The organism is Pseudomonas sp. SDO5215_S409 (assembly GCF_054071325.1).
In genome coordinates, this window is sequence record NZ_JBSVWN010000005.1 from 186,753 (window position 1) to 206,952 (window position 20,200).

A 20,200-nucleotide genomic window follows, 5' to 3' on the forward strand; every position below is an offset into this window, starting at 1 on the left:
CTTTTTAAAACGCAAAAAAAAGGCCCCTTAACAAAGGAGCCTTTTGCTACCGCCTGATGCGCTTAGAACAACTTGCGACCTTTGTTGGCCGCGATGCGCATACGCAGGGCGTTCAGCTTGATGAACCCCGCCGCGTCCGCCTGGTTGTAGGCACCGCCGTCTTCTTCAAAAGTGGCGATGTTGGCGTCGAACAGCGAATCATCGGACTTGCGACCGGTGACGATCACGTTGCCCTTGTACAGCTTCAGGCGCACAACGCCGTTCACGTTGGCCTGGGACGCATCGATCATCTGTTGCAGCATCAGACGCTCAGGGCTCCACCAGTAGCCGGTGTAGATCAGGCTGGCGTACTTGGCCATCAACTCGTCTTTGAGGTGAGCGACTTCGCGGTCCAGGGTGATGGACTCGATGGCGCGGTGAGCGCGCAGCATGATGGTGCCGCCCGGAGTTTCGTAGCAACCGCGGGACTTCATGCCCACGTAGCGGTTCTCGACGATGTCCAGGCGGCCGATACCGTGTTGGCCGCCGATGCGGTTCAGGGTGGCGAGCACGGTGGCCGGGGTCATTTCCACGCCGTCCAGTGCGACGATGTCACCGTTGCGGTAGGTCAGTTCCAGGTACTGGGCCTGGTCTGGTGCGTTCTCCGGGGAGACGGTCCAGCGCCACATGTCTTCTTCGTGCTCGGTCCAGGTGTCTTCCAGCACGCCGCCTTCATAGGAGATGTGCAGCAGGTTGGCATCCATCGAGTACGGGGACTTTTTCTTACCGTGACGCTCGATCGGGATTGCGTGCTTTTCAGCGTAATCCATCAGCTTTTCACGGGACAGCAGATCCCATTCGCGCCAAGGCGCAATCACTTTCACGCCGGGCTTGAGCGCGTAGGCACCCAGTTCAAAACGCACCTGGTCGTTGCCCTTGCCGGTCGCGCCGTGGGAAATGGCGTCGGCGCCGGTTTCGTTGGCGATTTCGATCAGACGCTTGGCGATCAGCGGACGTGCGATGGAAGTACCCAGCAGGTACTCGCCTTCGTAGACGGTGTTGGCGCGAAACATCGGGAAAACGAAATCGCGGACGAATTCTTCACGCAGGTCGTCAATGTAGATCTCTTTCACGCCCATGGCTTGCGCCTTGGCACGTGCAGGTTCGACCTCTTCGCCCTGGCCCAGGTCAGCGGTGAACGTCACCACTTCACAGTTATAAGTATCCTGCAGCCACTTGAGGATCACCGAAGTGTCCAGGCCGCCGGAATACGCGAGAACGACCTTGTTTACGTCGGCCATGCCATCACTCCACGGGGTTGTACGGAAAGCCGTCGATTCTACCGACCAAAACCGTGGAATTACAGAGGCGCGACAGCAAATGAAGATAAAGCGACAGATTATGTCGAGGCAGCGACGAATCGCCGCACTTTATGACGTGACAGCCGCGCCGCTCGGGCCTTTGGCTTGCGGCACCGGTTTTTCAGCAGCGGGCACCCGCTCAAGCTGGATGTTCACCCGGCGGTTTTTCGCCCGGTTGGCCGCGTTGGTATTGGGGGCCAAGGGGTAGCTTTCACCGTGAAAGCGCAACGTTATCTGCGACTCGGCAATGCCGTTGGCCTTGAAATAGTCCATCACGGCCAGTGCGCGACGGCGCGACACGTCCCGGTTGGTCAAGCGGTTGCCGCTGTTGTCGGAATGGCCGTTGAGCTCGATGTGATTGACGGTGGGGTCGGCCTTCATGAACTCCAGAATGACCGCCAAGCGGGCCTTGGCGGCCGCATCCAGCTCGATTCCGCCACCGGGAAAGCCCACTTCGGTCTGCTTGACCTGCTCGAAATTCATCGACAGCAACTTGGCGGTACACAGCTGATAGTCGCTGTAGGCCTTGCCGAACTTCACCGGCAACAGGCGAATTTCGGAGTAGCCGCCGTCGCGACCGTAATGGCGCACCGTCGGGCTACGCCCTTCGAGCAAGCCGGTGAACAGGCGACCGGCCTGGGCTTGGGAGCTGTTGAACAGCACATCGCCCGTGCCCACCCGCACCGCGCCCAAATTGATATCGCCACGCCCCGGCTGCCACGGCGCTGCCGCCGCCAGCAAGGTAGCGGAACCCCCGCCGAGCGCGCCGCTGTAGGCTTTCAGACGAAATGTCGCCTGCTCACCCGCACGGCGTACAAACTCGCCCGAGCCAAAATCGGCGATCGGCTGGCTCAAGCGGCACTCGAACTTATCGCCTTCCACCTTCCACTCAATATTTTCCAGACGCGTCTGGAACGTGAGGGCCATCGCGGGCAGGCTGGCAAACACACTGAGCAGGGCTAGATAATGCTGGCGCACGGGAGGCTCCACTGGTTTTTACAACACTTCACAGCGTCATACATCGTTAAGGCATACCTGGGGATATCGGTCACGTCCGGCAAAACTTGATAGCGAGTGCCTGCAAGAGGCTTTTCCGGTAGCATTCCCACCCAGATTGACCCGCCTGGAATTCCCAATGTCCGACCGCCTGACCCTGCTGCGTCCCGACGACTGGCATATTCATCTTCGCGATGGTGCTGCGTTGCCTCAAACCGTGGCCGATGTAGCGCGCACGTTTGGCCGCGCCATCATCATGCCCAACCTGGTACCTCCGGTGCGCAACGCCGCTGAAGCCGACGCCTATCGCCAGCGCATCCTCGCTGCACGGCCGACCGGCAGCCGCTTCGAACCGTTGATGGTGCTGTACCTCACCGACCGCACCCAGCCCGAAGAGATTCGCGCCGCCAAGGCCACAGGCTTTGTCTACGCCGCCAAGCTGTACCCGGCCGGGGCGACCACCAACTCCGATTCCGGCGTGACCAGCATCGACAAGATCCTGCCGGCCATCGAAGCGATGGCCGAGGTGGGCATGCCGCTGCTGATCCACGGCGAAGTCACCCGGGGCGATGTCGACGTGTTCGACCGCGAGAAGATCTTCATCGACGAGCACATGCGCCGCCTCGTCGAGCGGTTCCCCACCCTCAAGGTGGTCTTCGAGCACATCACCACCGCCGATGCCGTGCAGTTCGTCACCGAGGCTGCGGCCAATGTCGGAGCGACCATCACCGCGCATCACCTGCTCTACAACCGCAACCACATGCTGGTGGGCGGGATTCGGCCGCACTTTTATTGCTTGCCGATCCTCAAGCGCAACACCCACCAGGTGGCGCTGCTGGATGCCGCGACCAGCGGTAACCCGAAGTTTTTCCTCGGCACCGACTCGGCCCCTCACGCCCAGCACGCCAAAGAAGCGGCGTGTGGTTGCGCAGGCTGCTACACGGCCTACGCGGCGATCGAGCTGTATGCCGAAGCGTTCGAGCAGCGCAATGCCCTGGACAAACTCGAAGGTTTTGCCAGCCTCAACGGCCCGCGCTTTTATGGCCTGGCGGCGAACACCGACCGCATTACCCTGGTCCGCGAAGACTGGACCGCACCTGCCAGCCTGCCGTTTGGCGACCTGACCGTTATCCCGCTGCGCGCCGGTGAAACACTGCGCTGGCGCCTGCTGGAGGAACAGCTGTGAGTGAAGACCATTACGACGACGAACCCGAACATGGCGGTGGCGGCGGTTCCCGTCACCCGATGGCCGCACGTTTTCGCGGTTATCTGCCGGTCGTTATCGACGTAGAAACCGGCGGTTTCAACTGCAACACCGACGCGCTGCTGGAAATCGCCGCGACCACCATCAGCATGGATGAACAGGGTTTCGTCTACCCCGATCACACGCACTTTTTCCGTGTGGAGCCGTTTGAAGGCGCCAACATCGAAGCCGCTGCGCTGGAGTTCACCGGGATCAAGCTGGACCACCCGCTACGCATGGCCGTGAGTGAGGAAGCCGCGCTGACCGATATCTTTCGCGGTGTGCGCAAGGCCCTCAAAGCCAACGGCTGCAAGCGTGCGATCCTGGTTGGCCACAACAGCAGTTTCGACTTGGGCTTCCTGAACGCCGCCGTGGCGCGCCTGGACATGAAACGCAACCCGTTCCACCCGTTCTCCAGCTTTGACACCGCCACCCTCGCGGGCCTGGCGTATGGCCAGACCGTGCTGGCCAAGGCCTGTCAGGCCGCCGGTATCGACTTTGACGGTCGTGAGGCCCACTCGGCCCGCTACGACACCGAAAAGACCGCCGAGCTGTTCTGCGGCATCGTCAACCGCTGGAAAGACATGGGCGGCTGGGAAGACTTCAACGACTGAGCCACCCGCGCATAAAAAAACCGGCCTTCTCAGGCCGGTTTTTTTGTACCGCGAACCCGGCTTACAGCTTGCCAGCGTTCTCGGACAGGTAAGCCGCAACGCCTTCTGGCGAAGCGTTCATGCCCTTGTCGCCTTTTTTCCAGTTGGCCGGGCACACTTCGCCGTGCTCTTCGTGGAATTGCAGAGCGTCGACCAGACGGATCAGCTCTTCCATGTTGCGGCCCAGCGGCAGGTCGTTGACGATCTGCGAGCGCACAACGCCCTTGTCATCGATCAGGAAGGCGCCACGGAATGCCACGCCGCCTTCGGACTCAACGTCGTAGGCCTTGGCGATGTCGTGCTTGAGGTCAGCCGCCATGGTGTATTTGACTTTGCCGATACCGCCATCGTTGATGGCCGTGTTGCGCCAGGCGTTGTGGGTGAAATGGGAGTCAATGGACACGGCAACCACTTCAACGTTACGCGCCTTGAAATCGTCCATGCGGTGGTCCAGGGCGATCAGCTCGGACGGGCAGACGAAGGTGAAGTCCAGCGGGTAGAAAAACACCAGGCCGTATTTGCCTTTGATGGCTTCAGACAGCTTGAAGCTGTCAACGATTTCGCCATTGCCGAGGACAGCTGGAACGTCGAAATCTGGGGCTTGTTTGCCGACGAGTACGCTCATTGGATATCTCCTGGTGGTGATTGAAGTAAACGGGTCGAATCGTGAGTGTGCCGTGGATAAACGACAACCCGGTGACGCGATACCCTCTTCGTAAAGACCGACCATCATACCTGAAAAAATCCGTTCGTCAGCGCGCCAAACGGCCAACCCCTCCACCTCAAGAAACTACTTTGACAATCATTCTCGTTAACATTAAGATCCACCGCACTTAAGCCTTAAACCCGCGATGGTTCTCCCTTATGTATGTCTGCCTCTGCAAAGGCGTCACCGACGGACAAATCCGCGATGCAATCTACGAAGGTTGCTGCAGCTACAAGGAAGTGCGTGAAACCACAGGCGTTGCGAGCCAATGCGGCAAATGTGCCTGCCTTGCCAAGCAAGTGGTACGCGAAACGCTGACCAAGCTGCAAACCGCCCAGGCGGCCATGCCCTACGCGGCAGAATTTACACACGCCTGATCAGGCATGTTTTAAAGAACCGGACTCAGTGTCCGGTTTTTTTATGCCCGTAATTCAATTAGTTAGCGTCAAGACGCGGAACACAAACATTCTTATTCCGATTAATTTTCATTTATTATTCAATAACTTAGGTTTGACACCCCTAGTTGTCCAGCTCAAACTCCGCTTCTACACAGCGATTACAGGGCAGGACCCCAACCATGAAAGGCGACATCACAGTCATCCAGCATCTCAATAAGATCCTTGCCAATGAACTGGTCGCGATCAATCAATACTTCCTGCATGCACGCATGTACGACGATTGGGGTCTGGAGAAGCTGGGCAAGAAAGAATACAAAGAGTCCATCCAGGCCATGAAAGACGCGGACACGCTGATCAAGCGCATCCTCTTTCTGGAAGGCCTGCCGAACGTGCAGGACCTGGGCCGGTTGAGCATCGGTGAAAACACCGAAGAAATGATCACCTGCGACCTGGGCCTGGAACACAAGAGCCACACCGACATCAAGGCCGCCATCGCACATTGCGAAACGCACGGCGACTTCGGCAGCCGCGAGTTGCTCGAAGACATCCTCGAAGACCAGGAAGAACACATCGACTGGCTGGAAACCCAACTGGGCCTGATCGGCAAAGTGAGCCTGGAGAACTACCTGCAATCGCAGATGGGCGAATAACCCGCCCACTAAAAAGCCCCGCTCTCTGTTGGAGAAGCGGGGCTTTTTATGGCCTGTGATAATCAGGCTTCGGTCTTGGCTGCCGCTTTTGCCGCCGCGTCCTTGACCAGGGTCTGCAACTCACCGTTGGCGAACATCTCGGTGATGATGTCGCTGCCGCCGACCAGTTCACCGGCTACCCACAGCTGCGGGAAGGTTGGCCAGTTGGCGTACTTGGGCAGGTTGGCGCGAATTTCCGGGTTCTGCAGGATGTCTACGTAAGCGAATTTTTCGCCACACTGCATGATGGCCTGGGAGGCCTTCGCGGAGAAACCGCACTGAGGCGCGTTCGGGGCGCCTTTCATGTAAAGCAGAATGGTGTTGTTGGCAATCTGCTCTTTAATCGTTTCGATGATATCCATGGAACACCTCGGCTGGAACTTTGCGACTCACAGGTCGGCACGGTGGCGCATTGTAACGCAAACCCTAGCGTGACGCTCGGGCTCTGCGTCGGACAATTCTCACGCGGCCGCTACCTGCACCGGCACCCCGTTCAAGGCGGCATTGCCCGACAACTCATCCAAATGGCGCTCGTCCGTCAGGTCATTGGCACTCGCGCCGGGCTGGCCGCTGGCGATGCTCATCTGCACGCCGGGCCGGCCATGGCCCCAGCCGTGCGGCAGGCTGACCACCCCCGGCATCATGTCCGGGCTGGCCAGCACCTCCACCTCGATCGTGCCAATGCGCGAACTCACCCGCACCCGCTGGCCATCGCTTAGCGAGCGCTGGACAAGGTCGTCGGGGTGCATCAGCAACTGGTGCCGGGGCTTGCCCTTCACCAGCCGGTGATAGTTGTGCATCCACGAATTATTGCTGCGCACATGGCGGCGGCCGATCAACAGCAACTCATCGGCGTGCGGCAGCGGTTGCGCCGCAAAACGCGCCAGGTCCGCAAGGATCACCGGGGGCGCCGCCTGTACACGCCCGTTGGCGGTTTCCAAGCGGGCTTGCAGGTTAGGCCGCAGTGGCCCCAAGTCGAGCCCATGTGGATGCTCGGCAAGCGCGGCAATTGACAACTTCTGTTCGCTTGCGTCCCCGTAAGGCCCGGCGCGCAAACCGACGTCGATCATCTGCGCAGGTGCCATCGTGGGCTTGAGGGCGTTCCCGGTTTTTGCGGCAAAGGCCTGCGCCAGGCCGACGAAAATTTCCCAGTCATGCAACGCGCCTTCGGGCTTGGGCAGGATGGCGCGGTTGAAGCGGGTGACATTTCGCACCGCAAACATGTTGAAGGTGGTGTCGTAGTGATCGTTCTCCAGCGCCGAAGTCGACGGCAGGATCAGGTCGGCATAACGTGTGGTTTCGTTGATGTACAGGTCAATGCTCACCATGAACTCCAGCCCCTCCAGCGCCTGCTCGAGCTGGCGGCCATTGGGCGTGGACAGCACCGGGTTGCCCGCAACGGTCACCAACGCACGGATTTGCCCCTCGCCTTCGGTCAGCATCTCTTCGGCCAGCGCCGACACCGGCAGCTCGCCACCGTACTCCGGCCGCCCGGACACCCGGCTCTGCCACCGGTTGAAATGCCCGCCCGAGGTCGACGCCACCAAATCCACCGCCGGCGAGGTGCACAGGGCGCCGCCGACCCGGTCCAGGTTGCCGGTCACCAGGTTGATCAACTGCACCAGCCAATGGCACAACGTGCCGAACGCCTGGGTAGACACCCCCATGCGGCCATAGCAGACCGCTGTGTCGGCGGCCGCAAAGTCCCGCGCCAACTGGCGAATCTGCTCGGCGGGCACCGCGCACAGGCCGCTCATGGCCTCGGCCGTGAAGCCCGCGACGGCCTCGCGTACGGCGTCAAGACCGTCCACCGGCAAATGGCTGTCGCGAACACGCCCCTCGGTAAACAGCGTGTTGAGCACGCCGAACAACAACGCCGCATCCCCGCCCGGCCGTATAAACAGATGCTGATCGGCCATTGCCGCCGTCTCGCTGCGCCGGGGGTCGACCACCACCACTTTGCCGCCCCGGGCCTGGATGGCCTTGAGGCGTTTTTCCACATCCGGCACGGTCATGATGCTGCCGTTGGAGGCCAGCGGATTGCCGCCGAGGATCAGCATGAAGTCGGTGTTGTCGATGTCCGGGATCGGCAGCAAAAACCCGTGGCCGTACATCAAATGGCTGGTGAGGTGATGGGGCAATTGATCCACCGACGTCGCAGAAAACCGGTTGCGCGTCTTTAGCTGGCCAAGAAAGTAATTGCTGTGGGTCATCAACCCATAGTTGTGCACGCTGGGATTGCCCTGGTACACCGCCACCGCGTTCTGCCCGTGCCGCGCCTGAATGCCTGCCAAGCGCTCGGCCACCTGCTCGAATGCCGCCTGCCAGGAGATCGGCTGCCACGCGTCGCCCACCCGCAACATGGGCTGGTGCAGGCGGTCAGGGTCGTTCTGGATATCTTGCAGGGCCACCGCCTTGGGGCAGATGTGCCCACGGCTGAACGTATCCTGCGCATCGCCCTTGATCGAGGTGATCGCCAGGCTGCCGTCGTCGGCGCGGGCGGTTTCCAGGGTCAGACCACAAATGGCTTCACACAGGTGGCAGGCACGGTGGTGCAGCGTCTTGGTCATGGCCAGTCTCTTTATAGGGGCTTTGGTCCACTATGGCCGCGCACCTGTGCGGGCGCCAGTAATGTCAGTGGCGTGAATCGAACGGCATCAGGCCCGGGCATGGCGACACATGGTGAAATGTTTAAACGCCCCACAAAACGACACAACCTGGCCTGCGCCCGCCGTCACACATTGCAATATGGCTTGGCGCCAGTGTACAAATGACCCGCTGCTGTCAGGACCCCGGCTTCAAAAGCGCCTCCTCCGCTCGATTGAATTCTCCCTAAAAACCGTAGCCCTATTGGTAAGACGCGACATTTAGTGTCAATATCGCGCCTTCCCCTATTTCGTCGCCCCGTGCGGCTTCCGCCGCAGGTCTCGCCCGTTTTCCTAATAAACAAGGTTTTGAGCATCTGCGGTCTGTTGCAAAAAGGTAGTTAATGATGAGCGCTAGGCACTTTCTCTCCCTGATGGATTTCACGCCCGCCGAACTGGTCAGCGTGCTCCGTCGCGGCATTGAGCTTAAAGACCTGCGTAACCGAAGCGTGTTGTTCGAGCCTTTGAAGGGCCGCGTGCTCGGCATGATCTTCGAGAAGTCGTCCACCCGCACCCGCTTGTCTTTCGAGGCGGGCATGATCCAGCTGGGTGGCCAGGCCATCTTTCTGTCGCCACGTGACACCCAACTGGGCCGTGGCGAGCCGATTGGCGACTGCGCCATCGTCATGTCACGCATGCTCGATGCGGTGATGATCCGCACCTTTGCCCACAGCACCCTGACGGAATTTGCCGCCAACTCGCGCGTGCCGGTGATCAACGGCCTGTCCGATGACCTGCACCCCTGCCAGTTGCTGGCCGACATGCAAACCTTCCTGGAGCATCGCGGTTCGATCCAGGGCAAGACCGTGGCCTGGATCGGCGACGGCAACAACATGTGCAACAGCTATATAGAAGCGGCGATCCAGTTCGACTTCAACCTTCGCATCGCCTGCCCTGAAGGCTACGAGCCTGACGCCCGTTTCCTGGAACAGGCCGGCGCCCGCGTGACCCTGGTGCGTGACCCACGCGAGGCCGTGGCCGGTGCGCACCTGGTGAGCACCGACGTCTGGACCTCCATGGGCCAGGAAGAAGAAACCGCCAAGCGCCTGCAGCTGTTCGCGCCGTTCCAGGTGACGCGCGCCTTGCTCGACCTGGCCGCGCCCGACGTGCTGTTCCTGCACTGCTTGCCGGCCCACCGTGGCGAAGAGATCAGCCTGGACCTGCTGGACGACCCTCGCTCGGTGGCGTGGGATCAGGCAGAAAACCGCTTGCACGCCCAAAAAGCGTTGCTTGAGTTCCTGGTCGCACCGGCCTATCGCCCCGCATGAGCCTGCCGCCGCTGTTGACCCTGCAAAACCTGGCCTGCGGCTATCAGGGCCAGCCGGTGGTGCAAAACCTCAATCTGCACCTCAACGCGGGCGACATCGGTTGCCTGCTGGGTTCGTCGGGATGCGGCAAGACCACCACCCTGCGGGCCATCGCAGGGTTTGAGCCGGTGCACGAAGGTGAAATTCGCCTGGCCGGTGACGTCATCTCCAGCGCCGGTTTCACGCTGGCGCCGGAGAAACGTCGTATCGGCATGGTGTTCCAGGACTACGCGCTGTTCCCACACCTCAACGTGGCCGACAACATCGCCTTTGGCATTCGCAAACAGCCGCAACACGATCGCGTGGTGGCCGAACTGCTGGAGCGGGTCAACCTCAAGGACCTGGGCAAACGTTTCCCCCATGAACTCTCCGGCGGCCAGCAACAGCGCGTGGCCCTGGCCCGCGCGCTGGCACCGGAACCGCAATTGCTGCTGCTCGATGAACCCTTCTCCAACCTCGATGGCGAACTGCGCCGCAAGCTCAGCCATGAAGTGCGCGACATCCTCAAGGCGCGCGGCACGAGCGCCATTCTGGTCACCCATGACCAGGAAGAAGCCTTTGCCGTCAGCGATCAGGTGGGGGTGTTCAAAGAAGGCCGATTGGAGCAGTGGGATACGCCCTACAACCTGTATCACAAACCTCAGACGCCCTATGTCGCAAGTTTCATCGGCCAGGGTTACTTCATTCGCGGCCAATTGAACACGCCCAGTTCGGTGACCACTGAGCTGGGCGAATTGCGCGGCAATCGAGCCTATACCTGGCCTAAAGGCAGCGCAGTGGATGTGTTGCTGCGCCCCGACGACATCGTGCATGCACCGGGCAGCGCACTCAAAGCGCGCGTTGCCGGCAAAACCTTCCTGGGCGCGTCGACGCTGTACCGCTTGCAACTGCCCAGCGGGGCACCGCTGGAGTCGATCTTTGCGAGCCACATCGACCATCCGGTCGGGGGTGAAGTGGGGATTCGCGTCGCGGCTGAGCACCTGGTGCTGTTCGAGCCTTGCGCCTGAACAGCCGCCGCTAAACCTTACGCCCGGCCGATTTCGGCAAACGTGGCCTGGGTGTGCTCGGCCAGCACCGCAGCGGCCAACTCCACTTCCAGCCCCCTTCTTCCCGCACTGATAAAAATTGTCGAAAACGGCTGTGCTGTCACATCAATAAACGTGCGCAGCCGTTTTTTCTGACCTAAAGGGCTGATGCCGCCGAGCAGATACCCGGTGGCCCGCTGCGCCGCAGCCGGGTCGGCCATCTCGGTTTTTTTCACCCCGGCGGCCTGCGCCAGGGCTTTCAAGTCCAGGGTTCCGACGACCGGCACCACCGCCACCAGCAACTCACCCTTCTCGCTGCTCGCCAGCAAGGTCTTGAACACCTGCGCCGGGTCCAGGCCCAGCTTTTCCGCGGCTTCCAGCCCATAGGAGGCGGCCTTCGGGTCGTGTTCATAACTGTGGACGCGATGTTCAGCACGAACTTTCTTCAGCAGATCCAGTGCGGGTGTCATGTGGGCTCCTGAGGCGAATAAACAACCGGAAAACAGCCTGGGGATTTTAGGCCAAGCGCGGGCAAAAGGCTCTACCGCAGGCGCCTGCAAACCGCCGCGAATACACCGCCAAACAGACACCTCGCAATGACTGCTCCTACAGAAACATGTCCATTTTCCGTATGAAGAGTTTTAAAGTGACTGACGGTTCAGTTTCGACCTTTGACAGCAGCGTTTCTTGTCTATATTTTTTCGTTTGCGAAGACAGTAAGAAAATACTTACGTCGTTGCATGCGCAGTAAACGGTGACGGGGATGGGGATTCTCGCCACGGTGAACACCGCGCCTGAACATGATGTTCAGGCGTCCTACAACAACAAAAACCGAGGTCTATCATGAGTACTGCCATACAACAGCCTTCACTCTCGAGCCAATGCATGGCCGAGTTCCTGGGCACCGCGTTGTTGATCTTTTTCGGTACTGGTTGCGTCGCCGCGCTCAAAGTCGCGGGTGCCAGCTTTGGTTTGTGGGAAATCAGTATTATCTGGGGCGTTGGCGTAAGCATGGCCATCTACCTCACCGCCGGGATCTCGGGGGCTCACCTCAACCCTGCCGTGAGCATCGCCTTGTGCATCTTCGCCAATTTCGAAAAGCGCAAACTGCCCTTCTATATCCTTGCCCAAATCGCCGGCGCCTTCTGCGCAGCGGCGTTGGTTTATACGCTCTACAGCAACCTGTTTTTCGATTACGAACAAACCCACCACATGATCCGCGGTTCCCAGGCCAGCCTGGAGTTGGCGTCGGTGTTTTCCACCTACCCCCATCCGCTGCTGAGCACGGCCCAGGCCTTTCTGGTGGAACTGGTGATCACTGCGATCCTGATGGGCGTGATCATGGCCCTGACCGACGACAACAACGGCCTGCCACGCGGCCCGCTGGCGCCGCTGCTGATCGGCTTGTTGATCGCCGTGATCGGCAGCGCCATGGGCCCGCTGACCGGCTTTGCGATGAACCCGGCGCGGGACTTTGGCCCCAAGCTGATGACCTTTTTCGCAGGCTGGGGTGAGGTTGCCTTTACCGGCGGTCGCGATATCCCCTACTTCCTGATTCCGATTTTCGCCCCGATCGTCGGTGCCAGCCTTGGCGCCCTGGCCTACCGCGGGCTGATCGCCCGTCACCTGCCGAGCGCGGCACCTGCCACACCTGAAGCCACCGACACGGCCGTCGCCGGCAAAACCCATACGTCCTGATAACACCGGCCTGGACGCCTCTGCCCTTTGGCGGCCCAGGCCCGTTACCCCCTTCCTTTTCCATCCAAGGCAATCGACATGACCGACATTCAGAATAAGAACTACATCATTGCCCTCGATCAGGGTACGACCAGCTCCCGGGCGATCATTTTTGACCGTGACGCCAACGTGGTCTGCACCGCCCAGCGCGAGTTCGCCCAGCATTACCCGCAAGCCGGTTGGGTCGAGCATGACCCGATGGAAATTTTCGCCACCCAAAGCGCGGTGATGGTCGAGGCCCTGGCACAAGCCGGCCTGCACCACGATGACGTCGCCGCCATCGGCATCACCAACCAGCGTGAAACCACGGTGGTGTGGGACAAGGAAACCGGCCGCCCGATCTATAACGCGATCGTCTGGCAGTGCCGACGCAGCACCGAGATCTGCCAGCAGCTCAAGCGCGACGGGCATGAGCAGTACATCAGCGACACCACCGGCCTGGTCACCGACCCGTACTTCTCCGGCACCAAGCTCAAGTGGATCCTGGACAACGTCGAAGGCAGCCGCGAGCGTGCACGCAACGGCGAGCTGCTGTTCGGCACCGTCGACAGCTGGCTGATCTGGAAATTCACCGGCGGCAAGACCCACGTCACCGACTACACCAATGCCTCGCGCACCATGCTCTTCAACATCCACACCCTGGAGTGGGACGCGAAGATGCTGGAGATCCTAGACATCCCGCGCGAAATGCTGCCGCCGGTAAAATCATCCTCGGAAATCTACGGCCGCACCAAAAGCGGCATCGCCATCGGCGGTATCGCCGGTGACCAACAGGCCGCGCTGTTCGGCCAGATGTGCGTAGAACCGGGCCAGGCCAAAAACACCTACGGCACCGGCTGCTTCCTGCTGATGAACACCGGCGACAAGGCCGTGAAGTCCAAGCACGGCATGCTCACCACCATCGCCTGCGGCCCGCGTGGCGAAGTGGCCTACGCGCTGGAAGGCGCCGTCTTCAACGGCGGTTCCACGGTTCAGTGGCTGCGTGACGAACTGAAAATCATCAACGACGCCCTCGACACCGAGTACTTCGCCAACAAGGTCAAGGACAGCAACGGCGTGTACCTGGTGCCGGCCTTTACCGGCCTGGGCGCGCCGTACTGGGACCCTTATGCCCGTGGCGCGCTGTTCGGCCTGACTCGCGGCGTACGGGTGGACCACATTATTCGTGCAGCCCTGGAGTCAATTGCCTACCAGACCCGCGATGTCCTCGACGCCATGCAGCAAGATTCCGGCGAACGCCTCAAGGCGTTGCGTGTGGACGGCGGCGCGGTGGCCAACAATTTCCTGATGCAGTTCCAGGCCGACATCCTCGGCACTCAGGTGGAGCGCCCGCAAATGCGCGAAACCACCGCCCTGGGCGCCGCCTACCTGGCAGGCCTGGCGTGCGGGTTCTGGGGCAGCCTGGACGAGTTGCGCGGTAAAGCGGTGATCGAGCGCGAATTCGAACCGCAACTGGACGCCCCCGCCAAGGAAAAACTCTACGCCGGCTGGAAAAAAGCCGTCAGCCGCACCCGCGACTGGGAACCACACGAAGGCGCTGAATAAGCCAACCACGGGACCCACGAGGGGTTGTAACTGGCAGGGAGCAGATTCCTGCGTCATCATGGGCCACTTTTGTCTGGCAGCCCACAGGACGCCCCATGAATCTGCCTCCCCGCCAACAACAAATCCTCGAACTGGTGCGCGAACGCGGCTACGTGAGTATCGAGGAAATGGCGCAGCTGTTCGTCGTGACCCCGCAAACCATCCGCCGCGATATCAACCAACTGGCCGAAGCCAATTTGCTGCGCCGCTACCATGGCGGCGCCGCTTATGACTCCAGCGTGGAAAACACCGCCTACGCCATGCGCGCCGACCAGATGCGCGATGAAAAACAGCGCATCGGCGAAGCCATTGCCGCGCAGATCCCCGACCACGCCTCGCTGTTTATCAACATCGGCACCACCACCGAATCGGTCGCCCGGGCGCTGCTCAATCACAGCCACCTGAAGATCATCACCAACAACCTCAACGTGGCCACCATGCTCAGCGCCAAGGACGACTTCGACGTGCTGCTGACCGGCGGCAATGTAAGGCGTGACGGCGGCGTGGTGGGCCAGGCGAGCGTCGATTTCATCAACCAGTTCAAGGTCGACTTCGCCCTGGTGGGCATCAGCGGGATCGATGAAGACGGCAGCCTGCTGGACTTCGACTACCAGGAGGTGCGGGTGTCGCAGGCGATCATCGCCAATGCGCGCAAAGTGATCCTGGCCGCCGACTCCAGCAAATTCGGGCGCAATGCCATGATTCGCCTGGGGCCGATCAGCCTGATCGACTGCCTGGTGACCGATCAGCAACCGGTGCCGGCCCTGATTCAGTTGCTCAACCAGCACAAGATTCGCCTGGAAGTGGTTTAACCGGTCTTTTCAGCCGCCCTCGCGGAGCCCTTCCGCGATGGCGTTTTGCCCACCTGCACCTTTCGCGTTCCTATATTTTCCTTTGCCCGCCTTTCGATGAGTTTTTTCAATCGAAGGTGACTGGCTGCGCCTGTGTTTATCAGCTACCATTTTCGCAAATGAACATTTATGTTCGTATTCCAATACGAAAAGATCGCGAGGCCAGCCGATGAACCCTTCCACCTTGCCTGCCACACCGCTTGCCGAAGTCTATGATGTCGCCGTGATTGGTGGCGGGATCAACGGCGTCGGGATCGCGGCAGACGCGGCCGGTCGCGGTTTGTCGGTATTCCTTTGCGAAAAGGACGACCTGGCCAGCCACACCTCTTCAGCGAGCAGCAAGCTGATCCATGGCGGCCTGCGTTACCTGGAACATTACGAGTTCCGCCTGGTGCGTGAAGCCCTGGCCGAACGCGAAGTGCTGCTGGCCAAGGCACCGCATATCGTCAAGCAAATGCGTTTTGTACTGCCGCACCGCCCGCACCTGCGCCCGGCGTGGATGATCCGGGCAGGCCTGTTCCTGTATGACAACCTGGGCAAGCGCGAAAAACTCGAAGGCTCCAAAAGCCTCAAGTTCGGCGCCGACAGCCCGCTCAAAAGCGAAATCACCAAAGGCTTCGAGTATTCCGACTGCTGGGTGGATGACGCCCGTCTTGTGGTACTCAATGCCATGGCTGCGCGGGAAAAAGGTGCGCATATCCACACCCAGACTCGCTGTGTGAGTGCGCATCGCAGCAAAGGCCTGTGGGAAATGAACATGGAACGCGCCGACGGCAGCCTATTCTCGATTCGCGCCAAAGCGCTGGTCAACGCCGCAGGCCCTTGGGTGGCCAAGTTCATCAAGGAAGACCTGAAGCTGAGCTCGCCCTACGGCATCCGCCTGATCCAGGGCAGCCACCTGATCGTGCCCAAGCTGTACGAAGGCGCCCACGCGCACATTCTGCAGAACGAAGACCAGCGCATCGTCTTCACCATTCCGTACCTAGACCACCTGACCATCATCGGCACCACCGACCGCGAATACACGGGCGATCCGGCCCAAGTCGCGATCACCGAAGGTGAAACCGACTACATGCTCAAAGTAGTCAACGCCCACTTCAAGAAGCAGCTGAGCCGCGACGACGTCGTACACACCTATTCCGGTGTTCGCCCGCTGTGCAACGACGAATCCGACAACCCCTCAGCGATTACCCGTGACTACACCCTGGCGCTGTCGGGCACCGGCGATGAAGCGCCGATCCTGTCGGTGTTTGGCGGCAAGCTCACCACCTACCGCAAGCTGGCAGAGTCGGCCCTGGCGCAGCTGGCGCCGTACTTTTCGCACATCAAGCCCAGCTGGACCGCCAAGGCCAGCCTGCCTGGCGGCGAAGACATGACTACGCCACACGCTCTGGCCGAAGCCATTCTCAGCCGGTTCAATTGGGTGCCGAGCGAGGTCGCGCGCCGCTGGTCCACGACCTATGGCAGCCGCACCTGGCGCCTGCTCGAAGGCGTGCAATCGCTGGCTGACCTGGGCGAGCACCTCGGTGGCGGCCTGTACACCCGGGAAGTCGACTACCTGTGCGCCGAGGAATGGGCCACGCAACCGCAGGACATCCTGTGGCGCCGGACCAAGCTGGGCCTCTTTACCACGCCCGAAGAACAGGCCAACGTGCAGCGCTACCTGGCCGACGTCGCGCACAACCGCGCCAAGATCGAAGCGGCCTGATCACGCCCCGCTAAAAAAGCCCCTGCACCGCAAGGTCCAGGGGCTTTTTATTGGCTGCCCAGCGCTCGGCGCTGATAACGCAGGCCCATGTCACGAATGCTCGCCACGCCCGACGCCAGCAACGCCGGGTAAGCGGCCTGCACAAACCCAGGCGTGGCGCCCGCCAGTGCGCGCTCCAGCCATAGGCAGGCCTGTTCAGGGTCGCCGGCCTCGGCCAGCTCCGCCGCATGGTTGTACTGCCCACGAAAGTCCCCCGCTTCGGCAGACCGCAAGTACCACTGCCGCGCCCTTGGCAGGTCCACTGGAACCACAACGCCTTCATGGTGGAAGCGGCCCAGCAGGTTCATCGATTTGGCGTGGCCCTTTTCGGCGGCCTGGCTGAACAAGGCAAACGCGGCGTCGAGGTCTTGCTCCACCCCTCGGCCCCGGGTGAGCAATTGACCATAGTTGTACAGCCCCCAATCCAGCCCCAGGTCAGCGGCCTGGCGATAATGAGCGGCGGCGTCCACCAGATTGATGTCACAGCCCCAGCCGTTTTCCAGGCAGCGCCCGATCATGTTGATCGCCATGGGGTGACGCTGGCGCGCCGCGATGCGAAACCAGCTCAATGCCAGCCCCTCGTCCTGTTGAATCCCCCGGCCGTCCAGCAACAGCTGGCCCAAGGTGGCCTGCGCGTCGATGTCTCCCAGTTGCGCTGCGTGCATGACCCATTGGGTGTACGCACGAGGGTTGTCAGCGATGTCCCCCGGCTCACCGGTCCCTTGGCCACTTTGCATTCGCACTTCTCCGCCTGATGGATAGGCACCTGAAAATCTTTGAATTATTTCGTTACAAACTATTACATTTGCGATCAATTATCAATTACGATCGCCTCTCAATTTTATTTGCGCGAGATGATTCGATGACAACCGGTACCCGTTCCGCCTCTCCCTCATCGCGGCACATGCTCGCTTCTGCGGTGGGTTTGGCAGTGGCTGCTCAGGGAGGATTCACTTATGCGGGGGATGCCGCAGCCGATAACACCAACCCGGGCGCCATTCAGTTGGGGGCGACCACCGTCGACGGGCAGGCACAGAGCACTTACAACCCTGTGGCGCCTTCCTCACCCAAGTACACCGAGGCCCTGCGCGACACGCCGCAGACCATCACGGTGGTGTCCAAAGAAGTGATTCACGACCAGAACCTGTTGACCCTGCGCGATGTGCTCAGCACCGTGCCCGGCATCACGTTTGGCGCCGGTGAAGGCGGCAGTGGCTACGGTGACAGCATCAACCTGCGCGGCTTTTCCGCCAGCAACGATATTTACGTGGACGGCGTACGCGACAGCGCGCAATACAGCCGCACCGACCCGTTCAACCTGCAACAGGTCGAGGTCGTCAGCGGCGCAAGTTCGGTGTACTCGGGCTCGGGCTCCGTGGGCGGCACCATCAACCTGGTCACCAAGACCCCGGAACTGCGCGACAAAACCACCATCAGCGCCGGCATCGGCACCGACAACTACAAGCGCACGACCCTGGACACCAACCAGACGCTCAACGACACCACCGCGTTTCGCCTGAACCTCATGGCCCACGGCAACGACGTACCGGGCCGTGACTATGAAGACTACGAGCGCTGGGGCATTGCGCCCTCCATCGCGTTTGGCCTGGGCACACCGACGCGCGTGACGGTGAGCTACGAGCACCAGAAAGATAACAACACGCCGCAGTACGGCGTGCCCATCTACAACGGCAAACTCATGCCGGGCGTGGGCTGGAGCGATTACTACGGCTACCACAACATCAACGAGCAGAACATTACGTCGGACGCGTTCAGCCTCAAGCTCGAGCACGACTTCAACGACGCCGTGTCCATCCGCAACTTCAGCCGCATCGAGCGGGTGAGCCAGGAGCTGCGCGCATCAGGCCCGGAAGGCGCCCAGGCCGGTTGCCTGGCCAGCGGCACCCAGATCACCGGCGCGCCCTGTGCCGCTGGCCTGGCGCCGGGGTTCTTCCAGCCAAGCGGCGGGTCGCTGGGTAACGAGCGCAAGACCCAGAACAAAATCTTTATCAACCAGACCGACGTCACCAGCCACTTCAGCACCGGCTTCATCGACCACACCCTGGTCACGGGCATCTCGATTTCCCGCGAGGAATACGAAGCCGACACCGGCAACTGGCTGCGCAACAGCAACGGCAGCACGATCACGCCGCCGCCGGTCAGCTTCAGCGACCCGAATTCCTACTGGGCAGGCCCCGTCAACTTCACCCGGGCAGCCCATATCGACGGCGAGCTGAACAACCGCGCCGCCTACGCGTTCGACACCCTCAAGCTCAACCCGCAGTGGGAGATCAACGGCGGTGTGCGCTTTGAACACAACGCTGGCAGCTCGGTGACCAACGCCTACTCCAGCACCGGCGTAGAAACCCCCGGTGGGCGCTTCGGCCAAGCGGACGACTTGACCTCCTACCGCTTGGCGCTGGTCTATAAACCGGCCGAAAACGGCAGTGTTTATGTCGCCTACGGCAACAGCAAGACGCCGTCGCAAGCCAGCGTCAACGGCAGTTGCTACACCCCGGCCAAAAACAACAACGCGGCGATTAACAACTGCGACGTGGACCCGGAAAAATCCATCACCTACGAGATTGGCACCAAGTGGGACTTCTTCAACGACGCCCTCTCGCTGACCGGCGCGATCTTTCGCAATGACCGCACCAACTACAAAGTGGCCACCAACGACCCTAGCGACTTGAGCGGCTCGCAGACCCTTGACGGCTCGGCCCGTGTCGACGGCGTGGAACTGGGCCTGAGCGGCGCCATCACCGACCGTTGGAAGGTCTTCGCCAACTACACCTACCTGGACACCCAGGTCCTGCAAAGCGTGAGTAACTTCACCAAGGACACCACGGGCATCGACGCACAAAAAGGTGAGCCGCTGACCTTCACGCCCAAAAATGCCGCCAGCCTCTGGACCGTCTATGACTTGCCGCATGACTTCCAGGTGGGCTACGGCCTGACCACCCAGAGCAAGCAATACCTGGCCAGCGCCGCCGGGGCGCCAACCGCGCCGGGCTACACCGTGCACCGCGCCATGGTGGCGTACAAGGTCAACAAGCAATTGAACCTGCAGTTGAACGTCAACAACCTGTTCGACAAGGAATACCTGACGCGCATTCGTAACAACGGCTGGGCAGTGCCGGGTGATGGTCGTTCGGCGGTCGTGTCGGCCGATTACACGTTCTGACCTGACAGCGTTGCAAAAAGCCCCGGAGCCCACGCTCACGGGGCTAATGAGATGGTCACCCCCAACACCCTGTGAGGGCTACGCTTTCACGGGGT

18 protein-coding genes are annotated in these 20,200 nt (G+C 61.0%); 11 read left to right on the forward strand and 7 right to left on the reverse strand.

The window, feature by feature from the left end:
* Positions 1–62 precede the first annotated feature (62 nt).
* On the reverse strand, positions 63–1,280 hold the full coding sequence (locus tag ACW9H9_RS04755) for an argininosuccinate synthase (RefSeq protein ID WP_457341703.1): 1,218 nt from the start codon (positions 1,278–1,280) through the stop codon (positions 63–65).
* Between the two features lie 129 nt (positions 1,281–1,409).
* Positions 1,410–2,318, reverse strand: a complete 909-nt coding sequence (locus ACW9H9_RS04760; RefSeq protein ID WP_457341702.1) for a flagellar protein MotY — start codon at positions 2,316–2,318, stop codon at positions 1,410–1,412.
* A gap of 157 nt (positions 2,319–2,475) precedes the next feature.
* Between ACW9H9_RS04760 and pyrC the strand changes: the two genes are divergently transcribed.
* Together pyrC and rnt are read left to right on the forward strand one after the other, a co-directional pair.
* Positions 2,476–3,522 (forward strand): dihydroorotase, encoded by a 1,047-nt coding sequence (pyrC, locus tag ACW9H9_RS04765; protein WP_457341701.1) that lies wholly within the window; start codon positions 2,476–2,478, stop codon positions 3,520–3,522.
* On the forward strand, positions 3,519–4,193 hold the full coding sequence (gene rnt / locus ACW9H9_RS04770; RefSeq protein ID WP_457341700.1) for a ribonuclease T: 675 nt from the start codon (positions 3,519–3,521) through the stop codon (positions 4,191–4,193). Before pyrC ends, rnt begins: the two co-directional genes overlap by 4 nt.
* A gap of 61 nt (positions 4,194–4,254) precedes the next feature.
* On the opposite strand, the gene ACW9H9_RS04775 is transcribed toward rnt, so the two are convergent.
* Complete coding sequence (locus ACW9H9_RS04775) at positions 4,255–4,857, reverse strand: peroxiredoxin C (protein WP_457341699.1); 603 nt, start codon at positions 4,855–4,857, stop codon at positions 4,255–4,257.
* Positions 4,858–5,096: 239 nt separating this feature from the next.
* Here ACW9H9_RS04775 and ACW9H9_RS04780 point away from each other — a divergent pair, with 239 nt between their 5' ends.
* Together ACW9H9_RS04780 and bfr are read left to right on the forward strand one after the other, a co-directional pair.
* A complete protein-coding gene (locus tag ACW9H9_RS04780; RefSeq protein ID WP_457341698.1) occupies positions 5,097–5,315 on the forward strand; it encodes a bacterioferritin-associated ferredoxin in 219 nt (72 codons plus the stop codon).
* Between the two features lie 200 nt (positions 5,316–5,515).
* Positions 5,516–5,986 (forward strand): bacterioferritin, encoded by a 471-nt coding sequence (bfr, locus tag ACW9H9_RS04785; protein WP_457341697.1) that lies wholly within the window; start codon positions 5,516–5,518, stop codon positions 5,984–5,986.
* 62 nt (positions 5,987–6,048) lie between these two features.
* Here the strand turns inward: bfr and grxD are convergent, their stop codons facing one another.
* Both grxD and ACW9H9_RS04795 read right to left on the reverse strand, forming a co-directional pair.
* Positions 6,049–6,387, reverse strand: a complete 339-nt coding sequence (grxD, locus tag ACW9H9_RS04790) for a Grx4 family monothiol glutaredoxin (protein WP_457341696.1) — start codon at positions 6,385–6,387, stop codon at positions 6,049–6,051.
* Positions 6,388–6,486: 99 nt separating this feature from the next.
* The gene (locus ACW9H9_RS04795; protein WP_457341695.1) at positions 6,487–8,595 is read right to left on the reverse strand and encodes a molybdopterin oxidoreductase family protein; all 2,109 of its coding nucleotides are present in this window, start codon (positions 8,593–8,595) and stop codon (positions 6,487–6,489) included.
* Between the two features lie 422 nt (positions 8,596–9,017).
* On the opposite strand from ACW9H9_RS04795, the gene argF reads away from it, so the two are divergent.
* Together argF and ACW9H9_RS04805 are read left to right on the forward strand one after the other, a co-directional pair.
* Positions 9,018–9,938 carry an ornithine carbamoyltransferase gene (gene argF / locus ACW9H9_RS04800; protein WP_457341694.1) on the forward strand — a complete coding sequence of 307 codons (921 nt, stop codon included), beginning with the start codon at positions 9,018–9,020 and terminating at the stop codon, positions 9,936–9,938.
* Positions 9,935–10,984: an ABC transporter ATP-binding protein gene (locus tag ACW9H9_RS04805; RefSeq protein ID WP_457341693.1), complete on the forward strand. Its 1,050-nt coding sequence runs from the start codon at positions 9,935–9,937 to the stop codon at positions 10,982–10,984. The genes argF and ACW9H9_RS04805 overlap by 4 nt, the downstream gene beginning before the upstream one ends.
* 17 nt (positions 10,985–11,001) lie before the next feature.
* Here the strand turns inward: ACW9H9_RS04805 and ybaK are convergent, their stop codons facing one another.
* Positions 11,002–11,472, reverse strand: a complete 471-nt coding sequence (gene ybaK / locus ACW9H9_RS04810; protein WP_457341692.1) for a Cys-tRNA(Pro) deacylase — start codon at positions 11,470–11,472, stop codon at positions 11,002–11,004.
* Positions 11,473–11,845: 373 nt separating this feature from the next.
* Between ybaK and ACW9H9_RS04815 the strand changes: the two genes are divergently transcribed.
* The 4 genes from ACW9H9_RS04815 to glpD all read left to right on the forward strand — a co-directional run bounded on the left by ACW9H9_RS04815 (position 11,846) and on the right by glpD (position 16,882).
* Positions 11,846–12,700: an MIP/aquaporin family protein gene (locus ACW9H9_RS04815; RefSeq protein ID WP_457341691.1), complete on the forward strand. Its 855-nt coding sequence runs from the start codon at positions 11,846–11,848 to the stop codon at positions 12,698–12,700.
* Between the two features lie 78 nt (positions 12,701–12,778).
* On the forward strand, positions 12,779–14,284 hold the full coding sequence (gene glpK, locus ACW9H9_RS04820; protein ID WP_457341690.1) for a glycerol kinase GlpK: 1,506 nt from the start codon (positions 12,779–12,781) through the stop codon (positions 14,282–14,284).
* A gap of 95 nt (positions 14,285–14,379) precedes the next feature.
* A complete protein-coding gene (locus ACW9H9_RS04825) occupies positions 14,380–15,135 on the forward strand; it encodes a DeoR/GlpR family transcriptional regulator (RefSeq protein ID WP_457341689.1) in 756 nt (251 codons plus the stop codon).
* A 208-nt stretch (positions 15,136–15,343) separates the two neighbouring features.
* Entirely contained in the window at positions 15,344–16,882 is a 1,539-nt protein-coding gene (glpD, locus tag ACW9H9_RS04830) for a glycerol-3-phosphate dehydrogenase (RefSeq protein ID WP_457341688.1), read from the forward strand.
* A gap of 47 nt (positions 16,883–16,929) precedes the next feature.
* On the opposite strand, the gene ACW9H9_RS04835 is transcribed toward glpD, so the two are convergent.
* Positions 16,930–17,658, reverse strand: coding sequence for a tetratricopeptide repeat protein (locus tag ACW9H9_RS04835; RefSeq protein WP_457341687.1), 729 nt, complete (start codon positions 17,656–17,658; stop codon positions 16,930–16,932).
* A 194-nt stretch (positions 17,659–17,852) separates the two neighbouring features.
* Here ACW9H9_RS04835 and ACW9H9_RS04840 point away from each other — a divergent pair, with 194 nt between their 5' ends.
* Positions 17,853–20,105: a TonB-dependent receptor gene (locus ACW9H9_RS04840; protein ID WP_457341686.1), complete on the forward strand. Its 2,253-nt coding sequence runs from the start codon at positions 17,853–17,855 to the stop codon at positions 20,103–20,105.
* Positions 20,106–20,200: the final 95 nt, after the last annotated feature.

Bases quoted from the DNA above. Each gene is read 5' to 3' on its own strand.
- ACW9H9_RS04755 (WP_457341703.1), bottom strand. From the start codon at position 1,280: ATGGCCGACGTAAACAAGGTCGTTCTCGCGTATTCCGGCGGCCTGGAC.
- pyrC (WP_457341701.1), top strand. From the start codon at position 2,476: ATGTCCGACCGCCTGACCCTGCTGCGTCCCGACGACTGGCATATTCAT.
- ACW9H9_RS04775 (WP_457341699.1), bottom strand. From the start codon at position 4,857: ATGAGCGTACTCGTCGGCAAACAAGCCCCAGATTTCGACGTTCCAGCT.
- ACW9H9_RS04780 (WP_457341698.1), top strand. From the start codon at position 5,097: ATGTATGTCTGCCTCTGCAAAGGCGTCACCGACGGACAAATCCGCGAT.
- bfr (WP_457341697.1), top strand. From the start codon at position 5,516: ATGAAAGGCGACATCACAGTCATCCAGCATCTCAATAAGATCCTTGCC.
- grxD (WP_457341696.1), bottom strand. From the start codon at position 6,387: ATGGATATCATCGAAACGATTAAAGAGCAGATTGCCAACAACACCATT.
- ACW9H9_RS04795 (WP_457341695.1), bottom strand. From the start codon at position 8,595: ATGACCAAGACGCTGCACCACCGTGCCTGCCACCTGTGTGAAGCCATT.
- argF (WP_457341694.1), top strand. From the start codon at position 9,018: ATGAGCGCTAGGCACTTTCTCTCCCTGATGGATTTCACGCCCGCCGAA.
- ACW9H9_RS04805 (WP_457341693.1), top strand. From the start codon at position 9,935: ATGAGCCTGCCGCCGCTGTTGACCCTGCAAAACCTGGCCTGCGGCTAT.
- ybaK (WP_457341692.1), bottom strand. From the start codon at position 11,472: ATGACACCCGCACTGGATCTGCTGAAGAAAGTTCGTGCTGAACATCGC.
- ACW9H9_RS04815 (WP_457341691.1), top strand. From the start codon at position 11,846: ATGAGTACTGCCATACAACAGCCTTCACTCTCGAGCCAATGCATGGCC.
- glpK (WP_457341690.1), top strand. From the start codon at position 12,779: ATGACCGACATTCAGAATAAGAACTACATCATTGCCCTCGATCAGGGT.
- ACW9H9_RS04825 (WP_457341689.1), top strand. From the start codon at position 14,380: ATGAATCTGCCTCCCCGCCAACAACAAATCCTCGAACTGGTGCGCGAA.
- glpD (WP_457341688.1), top strand. From the start codon at position 15,344: ATGAACCCTTCCACCTTGCCTGCCACACCGCTTGCCGAAGTCTATGAT.
- ACW9H9_RS04835 (WP_457341687.1), bottom strand. From the start codon at position 17,658: ATGCAAAGTGGCCAAGGGACCGGTGAGCCGGGGGACATCGCTGACAAC.